Origin of the sequence: Niallia sp. Man26, assembly GCF_022049065.2 — a bacterium.
In the GTDB taxonomy this organism is placed as follows: Bacteria; Bacillota; Bacilli; order Bacillales; family Cytobacillaceae; genus Niallia.
Genome location: NZ_CP095744.1, coordinates 42,474 through 57,554, shown reverse-complemented (window position 1 = coordinate 57,554; position 15,081 = coordinate 42,474). Strand labels below are relative to the sequence as shown.

The window sequence follows — 15,081 nt, the reverse complement described above, 5'->3', positions numbered from 1 at the left end:
GTTAATTACGCTTAAGTACAAATAAGGGCGATATATCCTTTAAGACCTTATAAAATATACAACTGCCAACATAAAAAACGAAATAACTATTATACTCGTTACCCACAGCCAAGCCATGTCCATATTGCCTGAATCAATAGCAACATAGATAGCTGTTGGGATTGTTTGTGTTTTTCCTGGGATATTGCCTGCAAACATTAAGGTTGCTCCGAATTCCCCTAATGCTCTTGCAAAGCTCAAGATTGCTCCAGACACAATTGACTTTAAGGCGAGCGGAATGGAAATAAACATCATTAAACGTAATTCACCGGCTCCATCCACACGTGCTGCATTTTCTATATCTGCATCAATCGCTTCAAAGCCTGTTCTGGATGACTGATACATAAGAGGAAATGCAACAACTGTAGAAGCAATCACTGCTGCCCACCAAGTAAACATTATCGGCTGATTAAAAACCCATTCGATAAATTGACCTGCATGGCTGTTCCGGCCAAAAATAATAATTAATAAAAAACCTACCACCGTTGGAGGCAGTACTAAAGGTAAAAGTAAAATTGTATCAACTAATACTTTTCCCTTAAATTTTCTGCCTGCCATCAGTTTCCCGAATATTATTCCAAATACAATGACAAATAATGTTGAAACAGCTGCAATTTCAATTGATAATATAACAGGTGCTAAAAAGTCAGCAGTCATCTTTTTTACTTCATCCCTTTAAAACCATATTGTTCTAATATTTTTAAGGAATTAACACCTTGCAAATAGTCATAGAAGGTCTTTGCTTCTGCATAGTAAGTACTATTTTTGATCACCCCTGCTGGATAAATAATCGGATCATGGCTACTTTCCTCTGCAGTTGCAGCTATTTCCACTTTATCGGAAGTTAATGCATCTGTTTTATATACAATCCCGGCGTCCACATTATTTGTTTCAACATATGTAAGTACTTGGCGCACATCTTTGGCGTAAATCACTTTATCCTCTAACTTAGTCCAAAGATTTAAACTTTCTAATGTATCCTTACCGTATTGTCCTGCAGGCACAGATTCAGGCGTACCAAGAGCTATCTTACCTGTCTTTGTTAAATCTTCAAAGCTCTTAATCCCTTTATCCGAATCTCTAGGGACTACCAATACAAGTTCATTTCCAACTAAATCTGTACTGTCACTCTTTTCAATAAGTCCATCATCCACCAAAATCTGAAATTTATCTTCTGCTGCCGAGACAAATACGTCAACAGGTGCTCCTTGGGAGATTTGCTGCTGCAATGCTCCTGATCCGCCAAAATTAAAATGGAGGATTATGTTTGGATTTTCCTTTTCAAAGTCTGCTTTAATATCAGTCAAAGCATCTTGCAAACTCGCAGCAGCAGAGACCGTCAATTCCACTTTATCTTGACTAGCATCTTGTTTATTACTATTTTCTGCAGTCGTTTTGTCGTTTGCTGAACACCCGCTAAGGATAATCAATAATAAAAGCACACTTAATACGGAACGATAGTAATTCTTCATTTTTTATCCCCTTCTTATAATTAGTTATAATTGATTATAACTAATTATAACTAATTGCTAAATCGAAAATTGTGAAAACTTTTATAAATTTTTATTTACTTAATTATTTTTTTAACGATTACGTTAAAATATTAATGGAGGGGTGCACAATGTCAAAAGAATTTTCTTATACGATTGAAGAGGTATCTCAACTATTAAAAGTTTCCAAGCTTACCTTATATGATATGGTTAAAAAAGGAGATATCCCAGTTTTCCGTGTTGGGAGGCAGATGAGGATTGATTCAAGAGATTTAGATGTTTATATAAATAACCATAAAACAAAACAAACTTCGAACCTTTCTGTAACTGTACCGAAAGGCGAAACTGATGCGAAAACCATTGTAATAAGCGGACAAGACATGGTTCTTGATATTCTGAGTAAATATATGGAGAAACACTCATCTTATCAAGCATTGCGTTCCTACACGGGAAGCTTAAACAGCCTGATTTCCATGTACAATGGCAAAGGAGATATTGTTAGTTTACATATGTTTGACGGAGATACTGGAGACTATAATGTTCCTTATTTAAAAAAAATATTAGTCGGACGCCCCCTTATTTTACTTAATCTCTTATCAAGAAAAGCAGGCTTTTATGTTCAAAAGGGCAATCCGTTAAGCTTGACTGCTTGGACAGATTTACAGCGAAAAAACATAAAAATCGTCAATCGTGAGAAAGGTTCAGGAGCACGAATTCTCCTTGATGAACAGCTCAGAATAAACAATATCCTTTCAAGTGAGGTAAATGGATATGATAAGGAAGAATCGAACCATTATAGTGTAGCAACAGCTGTTGCAAATGGAATGGCTGATGTTGGGGTTGGAATTGAAAAAGCCGCAAAAATGGTCGGAATCGACTTTGTACCGTTAATATCAGAAAGCTACGATTTAGTTATGTTAAAAACTCCTGAAAATGAACCGTTAATCCAGACAATAAAAGATATTTTAAACTCTGCCCACTTTCGGGATGAAATACAACTTTTAAGAGATTATGATATTTCTAGAACTGGAGATATTGTTTATGAAACATTTTAAAGGAGACTGCATTTTTTGCAGTCTCCTTTTTAATGTCTATCAAAGCCACTGAGAACGAATGATATCCTTAACACAATTCATTTCAATTACACCCTCACCTGAAGTAAAATGCCCTCCATCAGGCAATAAAATAAATGGAATCCCTAATTTTTCTGCTAACACATTCGTTATCTGCCAATCAATTATCTGATCTGTTCTAGAGGATATTATAAAAGACTTTCCTAATAAATGCGTGATTTTGTTTAAATCTAAGTTATCCATATAATTATCGAATTGTGGAAAATCTTTAATTGCTTGTGCAAATCCTGATACAAACACCGCTCCCTTTATCTGTATATGATGACGAAGAAGAAATCTTAAAAAAGTAACACAACCTAAACTATGACATACAAAATACGCATCTTGCGCATTGCTGACAGCTCGGTCTAAGTCACTGTCCCATTGTTTTACATCTGCAACTGAGACAGTCGTGTATTCCACTACTAGTATCTCTAAAAAATCTTTAAAGTTTTGTTTAATATCAGCAAGCCAATTTATATCAGGTGAGCCGCCGAATCCATCTATCAAATATAGTTTATCCAAGATTATTCTTCTCCTTTTATGCCGTTGTGTCTTTTATTTATTTCTCCTCTATAAGTATTTCAAACAGTTCTGCCGACCTTTTATCGTCGCTGTTTAGTTGCATATATTGGTTTTCAGAAGATGGGACAATAAATTCTACTTTATCTTTCTCGTCATTTAGCCAAATATCATAGCTTAATGATTTAATTTCTGTGTCAGAATCATCAGACTGCGCACTGTATCTGTAATCTGCTGGGCGTATATCTATACTTCCGTTATTCCATTCTAATCCGCCTACAATCTGATTCACTCTTTCAATCTGCTTTTGTTTAGTGATCTTTTTGAATTCCTTGTAATCAGCATTTTCTCCTGCACGTTTTTCAACGACTATATAATATCTGTCATTACTTAAACAGCCGCTCAACAAAATTACTAATAAACCAAGACTTATGAAAAAACAGTTACTCTTTTTCAAAAAAAGCCCCCCCTAACAATCGATTTAAAAAGCTGTAATCCAAATATTGCATAATAATATTTCTGTAAGCTGAAAATAAATACAAAATACATTTACTTAGGGGTTTTTATGCAATTATGCAAACAATGTTTGTTGTATTTTTTATCTTCATTAGTTTATTTTTTGGTGTTTGGAGACGTTTTAATGAATGGTATTCGACATTATTATTTTGGATAATTGGTGATTTGCTGTACGCTTCCCTACTTCATGATTTTAGAGTGTGGGAGTTTCACCCTGTCTGGGTTGATCACTTTATTCTCCCTACCCACACATTAATTAGCACCGCAATCGCATTTTTTATTTATCCGTCTGTTATTGTTGTGTTCTTAGGACGATTTCCTTCTTCTTTCTTTCATAGAATTGGTTGGATTATATTATGGGCTGTGATTTTTGAAAGTATTGAAATAATTGCTTATGTGAATAAAAGTATTTTCCATCATTACGGCTGGACTCTTGGCTGGTCCTTTTTGATTACATCATTACTTTTTCTTTATTAGCTGTACATAAATGGAAACCTTGGGTCGCTTGGCTATTATCCTTATTAAGCATAAGCTCGCTATGGTTTATATTTCAGCCTCCCCTTCCTAAGTAATGGAAAGGGAGGGCGCTTACTTTATAGAGATTGCTCTTAATAGTACTAATAAAGTTAACTACTTGACCTCCCGATAATTCCACTAACTTCACCTCTTTCAACAAAAACCTACTAAGCACATATTAACACTTCCACACTTTTCCATAAATAAAAAATATCCCATGATTCTGGGATATTTTCTTAACTTACCTTTCTATACACTGTTCCTATAGTTATGGAAATTTAGAAAGGTGTGGTTTTTTTGGAAAGGAAAGATATTGTTATCGTTGGTGGTTATGGACATGTAGGAAGATTGATATGCAGTAAGTTAGGAGAAATTTATCCCGGCTATGTGTATGCTGCTGGCAGAAGCATGGAGAAAGCGGAAACGTTTTCTGCATCAATAAATGGAAAGGTATTGCCGCTGTTACTAGATATCAATAAAGCTGTTCCTGCATCCTTACTGGCGAGTGTAAAACTCGTCATTGTTTGTCTGGAACAAGAAAATGCTCTATTTGCTACCACCTGTCTTCAAGCAGGGATTGATTATATCGATATTTCTGCATCATACCGGTTTTTAGCTGAAGTGGAACAGCTCCATGATTTAGCAGTTAACTCCAATTCTGCAGCGATGCTCAGTGTCGGGTTAAATCCGGGAATAACGAATCTACTGGCTAGTTGGATGGCAGAAAAAGTCGACCATACAGACGCAGTGGATATTTTCTTAATGCTCGGGTTAGGAGATACACATGGGCTTGCTGCCATTGATTGGACAATACGGCAAGCAAAAACGGACTATTATAAATGGATAAAAGGTAAACAGGTGAAGTTGAAAAGCTTTGGCGGCATGAAGTCTGCCTATTTTGGTGAACAGCTTGGCTGGCGAAACGCTTATCATTTTGATTTTGCAGATCAACATGTTTTGCATCATACAATAGCAGTTGATGATGTCACCACTTATCTTTGTTTTGATTCACGCTTTGCAACTGGTGCTTTAGCCTTTTTGAAAGCAATTGGACTGCTTCGTTTCCTGCCTATTCGCTTGTCTACAAAATTGTTAACTAGAATTTCAATTGGAAAGCCGATGTTTTGTGTAAAAATTACCGTTACCGGACGTAAATCAGGGAAGCCAATCGTGTTAGAAACAGAGCTTTATGGGAAAGAAGAAGCAAAAATAACTGCATTGGTAACCGTATGGGCTGCTTGCTATATGTGTGAAAACAATTCCTGTACAGGTGTTTTCCACATGGAAGAAGTATTGGATTGGACTGCTCTTCAGGATGAATTAAAGAACTATATTATTTGGGAAGCTCCGCAACTTTTATAAAAGGAACAATGAACAAATTTTGCTAATTTATACAAATAACTGGAATAACCACTGTCTTTCTATCCAAACTATAGTAAAGGAGGGTTTATATGAAGAAAATCGGTAAATTCCAGGCGATTATGTGGAGTATTGCGTTACCAGGTTTCAGCCAATTATTAACTGGACATTTCTTTAAAGGTACATTATTTGTACTAACAGAGATTCTTATAAACGTATATAGTCATTTTAATACTTCCATTATGTACAGCTATTTAGGGGAATTCTCTAAAGCAGAAGAAGTAATCAATTATGAATGGTTATTATTTTATGCTTGTTTATATTTCTTCGCTATGTGGGATGCATATCAATACGAGATGCCTGCTGATGAACAATTGTCTTTTCTTCCCTTTTTATCTGCGGCTGCTTTCGTTACACTCGGCTTAATTTATTCTAGTAAGATTACTTTATTTGGCCAGTCACTCGACCCTGTTTTTTTGCCAATGATGTTTGTAATTCCTGGGGTTGTTATTGGTTTTATTATTAGATACATACTGCTTAAGTTTTCCAATGAAAAAAGAAGTTATATCTAAATGAGATTAACTTCTTTTTCATTTTGGAAATCAGATTTCGGCATTTATTTCTTCTACTAGACAATACTTAAGCTTGCTAATGGCAGCCTGCTCATCTTCCCCATTTACAAATAAGGTAACTTTATCACCTTCTGCTACAGATAAGTCCATCACTTTCATTATATTTTTGCCATTGGCGGACCTTCCTTTTTTAGTCAGGATTATTTCGCTGCGAAAGGTCTGAGCTATTGCCACAAAAAGGGCAGCATTTCGCGCTTGAAGCCGATTTACTTCCACTGTAATCCTTGTTATTAACAAATGCTTTCCACCTGCCCATTTATAGTGCTTGTTAGATATTAACCAGCAAGCTGATTAGTTCTAGAACGATATTTATAGTTTCTTAGCAAGATTGAGATGGTCCCGAAAATTAATGATATAAAACCTACTAAGACTACATATTGAATTCCTAATTGAGCTATAAATAATCCGCCAGCAGCAGCGCCAATCGTTGTACCTAAATTACAAGCTGAAATAAATAATCCATTAGCAAAGTCTGGAGCTTCTGGTGAAGAGGACATGATCCAATATTGATTGATATTGCCGCCCACCCCAGCTAGAATTCCCCAAATAAACGTTATGATTGCCATTGGGATGGAGAAATGACCAAATAGGAACAACACCATATAAACAGCTCCTAATAAAAACGGAAATGCGATGACCGTTCTTCGAGCATTATTCGTCAACAGCTTTCCTGCTGTTATATTTCCAATAATATTGGCTGCACCGAATACAGTCAGCATAATAGTAATCGAGGCAGAAGACATGGATGTTACTGATGTTAAATATTCAGCAAGATAACTGTATACACCAAATATTGCAGAGTTAAGGAAAACGACTGCAATGATAGACTGCCAAGTAATCAGCTTTTTCAAGATGGCTAACTGTGAGCCGTATGAAAGCTTTTCTTTAACAGGCATGCTTGGCACGAATAAATATGTCGCAATAAACGCGACTATATTCACTGCAGCAAAGAACGACATCGCCAATTGTAATGACATACTGCCAGCGATAAAGCTTGCGACTGGCACACCAATGACCATTCCGGCAGATACTCCTATGAATACTTTAGCAACAGCTTTAGGTGCTTCTTCTTTACGGACCGAAGCACCTGCTACCGAAAACGCTAATGAACAATAAATAGGATGGAACAGCGCAGGTACAACTCTAGCAGCTAATGCAATGGTAAAATTAGTAGTAAAGATGGACACAATGTTACCGATAATGAAAACTCCAAGCACAAGTAGCATTACTTTTTTTCGGTCTAAGCCTGAAAAAAATAATGGCATTGTCGGCCCAGAAACTGCGATAACAAGGGCAAAGAGACTAACCAGCAGGCCTGCTTTTGAGACACTGACACTAAAGTGATCAGCAAGAGCAGGCAATATTCCGATAACCCCCATTTCTGTATTGATAATGCCAAATACACCGATGGTTAATATCATGATAAGCAATTTATTATTCTTGACCAAAATTACACCTCAAACTTTCTGAATTTCAAAACACAAAACCCCGTAATGATGACTACTTTGTTGGCAATTACGGACATTTTTTTATGTTCCCTTCATATGTGATTTAATCATTTGCTTTTATTTTAGCTTCGATTTTCACATATAACCAATACTTATATCTCATATCTAGAAATGCCTGTTAAGCATTTCTGGATACATGTATACTTAAACATAATGAAGGGGGAATACAGATGGAAATAAGGGTGTTACGCTACTTCCTCGCAATTGCCAGGGTTGGTAATATCACAGCTGCTGCAGACCTGCTGCATGTTACACAGCCGACTTTATCAAGACAAATGAAAGATTTGGAAAAGGAATTAGGAAAAAAATTGTTTATTCGCAGCAGTCACAGTATCATTCTTACAGATGAAGGCATTTTGCTGCGAAACAGAGCAGCAGAAATTGTTAACATGGTCGATAAATTGGAATCGGAATTTCATTCAATGGAGGAAACTATTAGCGGAGATGTTTATATCGGCGGCGGTGAAACGGATGCGATGAGATGGATTGCCCGTGTAATTAACGACGTAAAGTTAAAGTATCCTAATATACGCTATCATCTTTACAGCGGAAACGAGGACGATGTTACAGATCGGCTTGACAAAGGGCTGCTCGATTTTGGCATCCTAATTGAACCTGCAGATATATCCAAATACAACTCTATATGAATATCCCAGCTAAGGACGTTTGGGGTGTTGTTATGCGCAAAGACAGTCCTCTCGCTGATAAACCGGCAATACGAGCAGCTGAACTTTTGGAGCTGCCTTTAATATGTTCACGACAGGCTATCAAACAGACATACTCGACAAATAAATTTGCAGACTGGTTCGGTGAAGATTTTGATAAATTAAATATTGTCACAACATATAATCTTGCCTATAATGCCGCCATTTTGGTGGATGAAGGGATTGGTTATGCGGTTACTATTGATAAAATAGTGAATACATCGAGTGATAGCAATTTATGCTTTAGACCGCTAGAGCCTAACCTTGAATCTGGTTTAAATATTGTGTGGCGCAAGCATCAAGTTTTTTCTGAAGCTGCTAATGTCTTTATTAAAGCTATCCAAGCGAAATTTTAAAGCTTTCTGATAAAATTTGTAAACAGCTAAAAAGGATGCCCCTTTGGGACATCCTTCACTCACAAAATCACATGGTGCTTGTATCAATAACGAATCGATATTTTACATCAGAAGCTAAAACACGTTGATATGCTTCGTCAATTTCATCTGCAGAGATAATTTCAATATTAGGAACAATATTATGCTCCGCACAGAAGTCGAGCATTTCTTGTGTTTCTCGGATACCGCCAATCATAGAACCAGCAAATGAACGGCGATGGCCGATTAAAGACATCACATTTAGTGACAAAGGCTCGCCAGGTGCGCCAACATTCACCATTGTTCCATCAAGGGTTAACAAAGAGAAATACGCATCAAGGTCAAGCTTTGCACTTACTGTATTGATAATAAGGTCAAATTTTCCAGCAAGCTTCTCAAATGTAGCTGGATCGCTAGTAGCATAATAATCAGCTGCCCCAAATTGTAAGCCGTCTTCTTTTTTGTTCAATGTTTGAGATAAAACAGTAACCTCAGCACCCATCGCATGGGCAATTTTCACAGCCATATGACCAAGTCCGCCTAACCCAACAACGGCTACTTTTTTACCTGGTCCAGCATTCCAGCGATTCAGTGGTGAATATGTTGTAATTCCTGCACATAGCAGCGGTGCTGCCACATCTAATTCAATATTATCAGGAATTCGGACAACAAAATCTTCTATTACAACGATATGTGTAGAATAGCCACCTTGTGTAGGCTCGCCATATTTATCTACACCAGCATAAGTAGGAATATTTCCTTTCAGGCAGTATTGTTCCTCTCCTTTTTGGCAGTTTTCACACTCACCGCAAGAATCAACCATACACCCGACTCCAACGCGGTCACCTACTTTATATTTTGTTACTTCCGCTCCGATTTCCGTAACAATACCAGCAATCTCATGACCTGGAACAAGAGGGTAATTTACAGGACCCCATTCGCCGTGGGCAGTATGAATGTCAGAGTGACATATACCTGCATATTTAATTTCAATTAAAACATCATGTAAATCAAGGTCCCGTCTCTTAATTTCTGCCGCTCTGAACGGTTTGTCTGGACCATCAACTGCTCGCGCTTTAGCTGTTGTCATGTTTCTTAGCCTCCTAGTAGTTTCATTTTTTTAACATTACTAGAATACGCCTTCTAGTTAACTCTAAGTCAAGTAAAAAGACTAAAAAAAACACCTGAACGTTATATAAATTAGTTCAAGTGAATTTATTACATGTGTATATCAACCCAGTCCTTCTATTAAAGTACCTAAATTATCTAAATCCTGTGTGATATTTAAGATAATCACAAATCTCCACTCTTTATTAATTTTGCCTAGCTTAACTACTTGGTGGACTTCAATCTGATCATTAGAATAAGTTCTGTGAGAATCACAAATCTCGTATAAAGTTGCTGCAAAATTTGTATTGTTCCAATCTCTAATTTCTAACGAAACATATTCTTGGCTTTTTTTAAGATTCATTTTTAACTCCTATTAAGGTTATTGCCTTGCTAAAATAAAATTTTGTATCCAATGATGATAATGATGATTCCGATAACAATAAAGCCACCGATGGTAGGACTGCCATACAGCGCTCGATTCCAACTGTCGTCTGTTTCAATTTTACTTTTCTCTTCATCATTATTTTTCAAAAAAGCCCTCCTATCCATTTCTTCATAATCCGGTAATGTTACATACGTTTATTCATCAGATAAGTTTCATCCTCCTCATGCATAAAAAAACTGTTAGACAAAGTCTAGCAGTCAATTTAAATTAGACAAATATTCATATGCTGTCGTTCCATAGACACTTTTAAAATGTTTATTTAAATGAGGTAAATCTACAAAACCGCATTCTGCTACAGCAGCATAGATATCTCTCTTTCTTTCTATTAACTGCTTTGCTTGTTCTAGCTTGCTGTTTAGAAAGTATTGATATGGGGAGATTCCTGTATGAGCATTGAATATTCGGATAAATTGATATTTTGATAAATCAAGCTCACCGCTTATATCGTCAAGCTTAGGAACGGCCAGTAAGTTAGCACGAAGCATCTCCTTTGCTTTTCTTATCAGAACATTATCTTTTTTATATTCTTGAGAGAGGTTTGTTTGAACAAGACTGTCTGTTAGCGACAGCAGCAACTCACTGCAGACATCTTCCCCTTTTTTATTAAGAATAGCATTAGCTAGTCTTATAACTTTTTGCTGAAGGATTTTATCGTATACAATAGGTGTTGAAAACTTGATTATTTCCTTTTTCTCCGATACCTCTAAGAACAGTTGTGGATCGATATAAAGCATCACATAATCAAGGCCTGCATCATCATGTGCCATCCCGTCATGAGCTTGTTCTGGATTAAAAAACATGACGCCGCCTTTATGGGACAACTGCAAACTGCCATCTAAATGATATCGTTGAATGCCGCGTAATGTGACCCCTATTGCATACTCTTTATGAGCATGCTTTTTATAGGTAAACTCATACATACTGGCTGCTAAGGCAGTTATGCCAGCTGATTTTTTATAAATAAATTTCTCCACTGCAACCACCCCTTTTTTCTCTGCTAAAACCACATCATTCCAGCGGCGTATACTAGAAATAAAGCCATTAGAAGATTGACTGCCTTTTTATGTTTTTGCAAAAAGGCTTTAAATATTGCGCCGAAAAGCACCCAAGTAATAAAGGCTAAAAAACCGATGAAAGTAATACCGGCTATACTTGTCATCAATGCTGATGCTGACTGGAAATACGGCATGATATAGCTTGGAATAATGGTCATCGTAAACAGAATTACTTTAGGATTTACAAATTGCATGATAAATCCAGATAAAAACGTGCCTGTATTATTTATTAAATTGCCTTTTGCTGAATCACTTTTATATATTTGCACTGCCAGATAAATCATGTATAAGCTGCCGATAATCTGCATCACCATTAAAAGCTTGGGTATGATTGTATAAAGCACAGAGTTCAGAAAAGCAGATACAACAAGCAGTAGGCCGAACGCAACCGTTGCTCCATATGTATATTCCATTGCCTTTCTAGTACCAAAATTGTGCACTGTTGATAAAATAACGATATTAGTAGGACCTGGTGTGAATGTTACGATAAAGCAGTATATTATAAATGATGTAATATTCATGAGGGAACTCCTTTCCTTTTGTCCTTATGAATATTACATCTATGTTTATAATGTATATAGTATATTATTGCAGATATTAACTCATTTACTCAATAAAAGGCCGTTAAGCATGTCTTATAAAAGTAAAAATTGACATATCTAAAAAAACCGATATAATCGGTACCATGGAACCTATTCATGTATTTAAAGCACTCTCTAATGAAACAAGATTGAATATTTTAGAGTGGCTGAAGGAACCTGAGAAGCATTTCCCAAAACAAGGCGCTCATTTGCCTAAGGAGGTAAGCTACAAAGGCGGAGTTTGTGTTGGGGATATTCAAGAAAAGGCTAAAGTTTCTCAATCTACCGTTTCTAGCTACTTAAACATGATGCAAAAAGCTGGACTGCTTGACTCTATTCGTCATGGTCAATGGACATACTACAGGCGAAATGAGGAGTTTATTCAACAGCTAGCAAAGTATTTTCAAACAGAAATCTAACTTTGCATGGATTTCTGTTTTTTTAAGACTCTATATCTATATTTCTAGATATATAATTATTCGAAAAAGGAGAACTAATTTTATGCGCTATCTTTCTTATTTGTTAGCCCTTCTGGCTGGAGCAGCGCTCAGCTTTGAAGGAGCTATTTATGCTGAACTGGGAAAAACAATTGGACAAATAGAAACAAGTTTTTATAACTTCTTTATGGGCTCTATTATTATGGGGCTATTATGGATTTTCTTTGGTAAAGGAGATCTTTCTTATACATTAAAAGCACCTAAGTGGACATTGCTTGGCGGCGGATTAGGTGTCGTTTATTTAACTGCTATTGTTATTAGTGTTCCATACGTCGGTGTTGGAATCTCAATGGTTGCAGTCATCATCGGACAACTGGTGATGAGCATGGTAATTGAGCATTTCGGATGGCTTGGCAGTAAAAAGACTAAAATTAACAAGGAAAAGATATTTGCCGTAATCTCTATGATTATCGCACTTATATTAATAAACTAGGAGGTTATCAATTTGGGGTTATTTATGATTTTATTCACATTAATCGGCGGTATCACACTAAGCGCTCAATCTTCTATCAATGGTACATTCAGCCGCAAAGCAGGCACAATTGAAACTACTTTTTTAACTTTTCTAACTGGAACCTTGTTTCTTACTGTTTTCATTATCTTTTTTGGACATGGGGATATTCTTGCACTTTTAGAAGCACCTAAGTGGCAATTAAGTGCAGCCTTTTTAGGCACAGCCTATTTGCTGCTGACTGTTATCGCCGTTCCTCGAATTGGGGTAATCGCAACAAATATCGCGGGGATTGCCGGTCAACTAGTAATTGGAGTGATAATTGATCATTTTGGCTGGTTCAATAGTTTAGTTATTGAATTGGATATGAAACGGGCCTTTGCATTACTATTTATGATTATTTCTTTATACTTCATCTATAAAGGCAATAAGCGTTCGAATGAAGAAGCACAAAATTCTTAACAACCTGATAAAAGGTGGTGTTCCTAACAATAGGAACACCATCTTTTTTTGATATATCAGCTATATATAAAATTGCACTGCAAGATAATTCAGTGTGTACGGCATATCAATACACCGTCAGGACACAATCGTTCCGCTTAAAGGAAGATCCATACCATATAATAATTTTTAATATAATAAGACAAGTAGCAAGAGCTGTTCGTACTTCCCTTCTCGTAGACGAAAAACACATGCAACCAAAGATGGTGTTAGATGACCCTATACAAGGAATTAATGATGTTTATCTTGTCGTTGGATTGCTGCCGAATGGAGCAAAATACAGAGACTGCTTTCTAAAAGTGCTGAAGCGTTAAAAGACTAAGCAAAAGAGAAATGAACGTTATTCTTGTTCATTTCTCTTTTGCGCCTTATTAAAGTGTTTTACACATGATAAAGTCAGTCTGTTCTTCATCACCCATATAAAAGGAATGAGCTCCCTTTTGCCTAAATCCCATTTTCTTATAAAAGGCTATAGCATTTTCATTTTTTTCCCAGACGCCAAGCCATATTTTCTTTTTATTGTTTTCTCTGGCAATATCAAGTGCTTTTTGGAAAAGAACCTTCCCAAGTCCGTGTTTTTGAAATCGGCTTTTGATATAAATCCTTTCGATTTCAAGTGACTCAGTCCCCATTTCCTCAGTTTGTGCGTCATTCGTATTTACCTTTAAATATCCAGCCAATTCCTTATCTAAATATAGAAAGAAAAATTGGGATGAAATGTTGGATAGCTCTTTCTCTAACTGCTCTAAAGTAAATGCTTTATCTAAGTAGTTCTTCATATTTTCAGGTGAATTTTGGTCTTTAAATGTTTCATTAAAGGTTTCATAACTGATTTCTCGAAGCTTTTGTAAATCTTTAACTGTACATATTTTAAGTTCTAATATCATTTGAAATGCTGCTCCTTTTATTTATAATAAGCCAACTAATTTTATTGCAAATGCAATAAAGATATCTTATATTAAATATAATGTATTTTTGTTGCATTTGCAATAAAATTCCAAGGAGGCAATCATGTGAAATATGTATTTTATGTAATAGGGATATTTATTTTAACCTGTGGAATTTCCTTAACGATTCAATCGAATCTTGGAACTTCACCTTTTGACGCCCTTTTAGTTGGCTTATCTCAAAATATAGGGCTAACTGCCGGCAGCTGGGAATTTATCTTAGCAATTATCTTGATTTTATTTAACTCCTTGTTAAAAAGACAGCAGCCTGAAGCTTTAGGATTGGTAACAGCTTTTATAACTGGAATTGGCATCGATTTATGGCTGTTTTTATTGCACGGTTTAATAACACCTGAAATTTGGTATAGCCAATTGATTTGTTTTATTAGCGGCTTAATTGTGATTGGATTTGGAACCGCCATATATTTACACACAAACTTCGCTCCAATTCCAGTCGATCGGTTAACATTAATTATTCAGGAACTAACTAACACAACTATTTTTCTTTCGAGAACATTTATTTATTTAGTATTTTTAATTATTGCATTCAGTTTAGGTGGACCAATTGGCATTGGTACGTTACTAACGGTTTGTTTAGGAGGACTTGTTCTGCAATACTTTATGCCAGCAGCGAAAAAAGTATTAAACAGGTTTATCGCAGATTCTAATCCGTCTACACATGATAAAAAGCAGGCCATATAAAAAGACGTGAGACTTCTCCA

General features: G+C 36.1%; 21 protein-coding genes and 1 pseudogene. 10 read left to right on the top strand and 12 right to left on the bottom strand.

The features are described 5' to 3' along the window. Positions 1–39: 39 nt before the first annotated feature. Positions 40–696 carry a molybdate ABC transporter permease subunit gene (gene modB, locus L8T27_RS19715; protein WP_237942468.1) on the bottom strand — a complete coding sequence of 219 codons (657 nt, stop codon included), beginning with the start codon at positions 694–696 and terminating at the stop codon, positions 40–42. A gap of 5 nt (positions 697–701) precedes the next feature. After that, positions 702–1,511 (bottom strand): molybdate ABC transporter substrate-binding protein, encoded by an 810-nt coding sequence (gene modA / locus L8T27_RS19710; protein ID WP_237942467.1) that lies wholly within the window; start codon positions 1,509–1,511, stop codon positions 702–704. 149 nt (positions 1,512–1,660) lie between these two features. Here modA and L8T27_RS19705 point away from each other — a divergent pair, with 149 nt between their 5' ends. Further along, positions 1,661–2,584, top strand: a complete 924-nt coding sequence (locus L8T27_RS19705) for a substrate-binding domain-containing protein (RefSeq protein WP_237942465.1) — start codon at positions 1,661–1,663, stop codon at positions 2,582–2,584. 39 nt (positions 2,585–2,623) lie between these two features. Here the strand turns inward: L8T27_RS19705 and L8T27_RS19700 are convergent, their stop codons facing one another. Next, positions 2,624–3,166 carry an RBBP9/YdeN family alpha/beta hydrolase gene (locus L8T27_RS19700; protein ID WP_233315472.1) on the bottom strand — a complete coding sequence of 181 codons (543 nt, stop codon included), beginning with the start codon at positions 3,164–3,166 and terminating at the stop codon, positions 2,624–2,626. Positions 3,167–3,203: 37 nt separating this feature from the next. Further along, a complete protein-coding gene (locus L8T27_RS19695; RefSeq protein ID WP_233315473.1) occupies positions 3,204–3,620 on the bottom strand; it encodes a hypothetical protein in 417 nt (138 codons plus the stop codon). A 116-nt stretch (positions 3,621–3,736) separates the two neighbouring features. On the opposite strand from L8T27_RS19695, the gene L8T27_RS19690 reads away from it, so the two are divergent. The 3 genes from L8T27_RS19690 to L8T27_RS19680 all read left to right on the top strand — a co-directional run bounded on the left by L8T27_RS19690 (position 3,737) and on the right by L8T27_RS19680 (position 6,126). Beyond that, a complete protein-coding gene (locus L8T27_RS19690) occupies positions 3,737–4,156 on the top strand; it encodes a CBO0543 family protein (RefSeq protein WP_237942463.1) in 420 nt (139 codons plus the stop codon). Positions 4,157–4,492: 336 nt separating this feature from the next. After that, positions 4,493–5,557: a saccharopine dehydrogenase family protein gene (locus L8T27_RS19685; protein WP_237942461.1), complete on the top strand. Its 1,065-nt coding sequence runs from the start codon at positions 4,493–4,495 to the stop codon at positions 5,555–5,557. Positions 5,558–5,646: 89 nt separating this feature from the next. After that, positions 5,647–6,126 carry a hypothetical protein gene (locus tag L8T27_RS19680; RefSeq protein WP_237942459.1) on the top strand — a complete coding sequence of 160 codons (480 nt, stop codon included), beginning with the start codon at positions 5,647–5,649 and terminating at the stop codon, positions 6,124–6,126. Between the two features lie 30 nt (positions 6,127–6,156). On the opposite strand, the gene L8T27_RS19675 is transcribed toward L8T27_RS19680, so the two are convergent. Beyond that, the gene (locus L8T27_RS19675) at positions 6,157–6,423 is read right to left on the bottom strand and encodes an HPr family phosphocarrier protein (protein ID WP_233315477.1); all 267 of its coding nucleotides are present in this window, start codon (positions 6,421–6,423) and stop codon (positions 6,157–6,159) included. A gap of 38 nt (positions 6,424–6,461) precedes the next feature. Continuing rightward, on the bottom strand, positions 6,462–7,634 hold the full coding sequence (locus tag L8T27_RS19670; RefSeq protein ID WP_237942457.1) for an MFS transporter: 1,173 nt from the start codon (positions 7,632–7,634) through the stop codon (positions 6,462–6,464). Positions 7,635–7,864: 230 nt separating this feature from the next. Between L8T27_RS19670 and L8T27_RS19665 the strand changes: the two are divergent. Further along, positions 7,865–8,754, top strand: a pseudogene (locus L8T27_RS19665) (LysR family transcriptional regulator). A 67-nt stretch (positions 8,755–8,821) separates the two neighbouring features. Here the strand turns inward: L8T27_RS19665 and L8T27_RS19660 are convergent. The 5 genes from L8T27_RS19660 to L8T27_RS19640 all read right to left on the bottom strand — a co-directional run bounded on the left by L8T27_RS19660 (position 8,822) and on the right by L8T27_RS19640 (position 11,903). Then, positions 8,822–9,862 (bottom strand): NAD(P)-dependent alcohol dehydrogenase, encoded by a 1,041-nt coding sequence (locus L8T27_RS19660; protein WP_233315480.1) that lies wholly within the window; start codon positions 9,860–9,862, stop codon positions 8,822–8,824. A 141-nt stretch (positions 9,863–10,003) separates the two neighbouring features. Then, positions 10,004–10,243, bottom strand: coding sequence for a hypothetical protein (locus L8T27_RS19655; protein WP_233315481.1), 240 nt, complete (start codon positions 10,241–10,243; stop codon positions 10,004–10,006). Between the two features lie 29 nt (positions 10,244–10,272). Then, positions 10,273–10,413, bottom strand: a complete 141-nt coding sequence (locus tag L8T27_RS19650) for a hypothetical protein (RefSeq protein ID WP_233315482.1) — start codon at positions 10,411–10,413, stop codon at positions 10,273–10,275. Positions 10,414–10,524: 111 nt separating this feature from the next. Next, positions 10,525–11,301 (bottom strand): AraC family transcriptional regulator, encoded by a 777-nt coding sequence (locus L8T27_RS19645; RefSeq protein WP_237942456.1) that lies wholly within the window; start codon positions 11,299–11,301, stop codon positions 10,525–10,527. Between the two features lie 23 nt (positions 11,302–11,324). Next, positions 11,325–11,903, bottom strand: coding sequence for a LysE family translocator (locus L8T27_RS19640; RefSeq protein WP_233315484.1), 579 nt, complete (start codon positions 11,901–11,903; stop codon positions 11,325–11,327). Positions 11,904–12,067: 164 nt separating this feature from the next. Between L8T27_RS19640 and L8T27_RS19635 the strand changes: the two genes are divergently transcribed. The 4 genes from L8T27_RS19635 (at position 12,068) to L8T27_RS28770 (ending at position 13,726) form a co-directional block, all read left to right on the top strand. Further along, positions 12,068–12,382: an ArsR/SmtB family transcription factor gene (locus tag L8T27_RS19635; protein WP_233315485.1), complete on the top strand. Its 315-nt coding sequence runs from the start codon at positions 12,068–12,070 to the stop codon at positions 12,380–12,382. Between the two features lie 82 nt (positions 12,383–12,464). Beyond that, positions 12,465–12,893, top strand: a complete 429-nt coding sequence (locus tag L8T27_RS19630) for a DMT family transporter (protein WP_233315486.1) — start codon at positions 12,465–12,467, stop codon at positions 12,891–12,893. A gap of 12 nt (positions 12,894–12,905) precedes the next feature. Further along, a complete protein-coding gene (locus L8T27_RS19625; protein ID WP_233315487.1) occupies positions 12,906–13,373 on the top strand; it encodes a DMT family transporter in 468 nt (155 codons plus the stop codon). A 230-nt stretch (positions 13,374–13,603) separates the two neighbouring features. Next, positions 13,604–13,726: a hypothetical protein gene (locus tag L8T27_RS28770; protein WP_267913362.1), complete on the top strand. Its 123-nt coding sequence runs from the start codon at positions 13,604–13,606 to the stop codon at positions 13,724–13,726. A gap of 57 nt (positions 13,727–13,783) precedes the next feature. Here the strand turns inward: L8T27_RS28770 and paiA are convergent, their stop codons facing one another. Further along, positions 13,784–14,299 (bottom strand): spermidine/spermine N(1)-acetyltransferase, encoded by a 516-nt coding sequence (gene paiA, locus L8T27_RS19620; RefSeq protein WP_237942452.1) that lies wholly within the window; start codon positions 14,297–14,299, stop codon positions 13,784–13,786. A 126-nt stretch (positions 14,300–14,425) separates the two neighbouring features. Here paiA and L8T27_RS19615 point away from each other — a divergent pair, with 126 nt between their 5' ends. Further along, complete coding sequence (locus tag L8T27_RS19615; RefSeq protein ID WP_237942450.1) at positions 14,426–15,061, top strand: YczE/YyaS/YitT family protein; 636 nt, start codon at positions 14,426–14,428, stop codon at positions 15,059–15,061. The last annotated feature ends 20 nt before the right edge of the window (positions 15,062–15,081 follow it).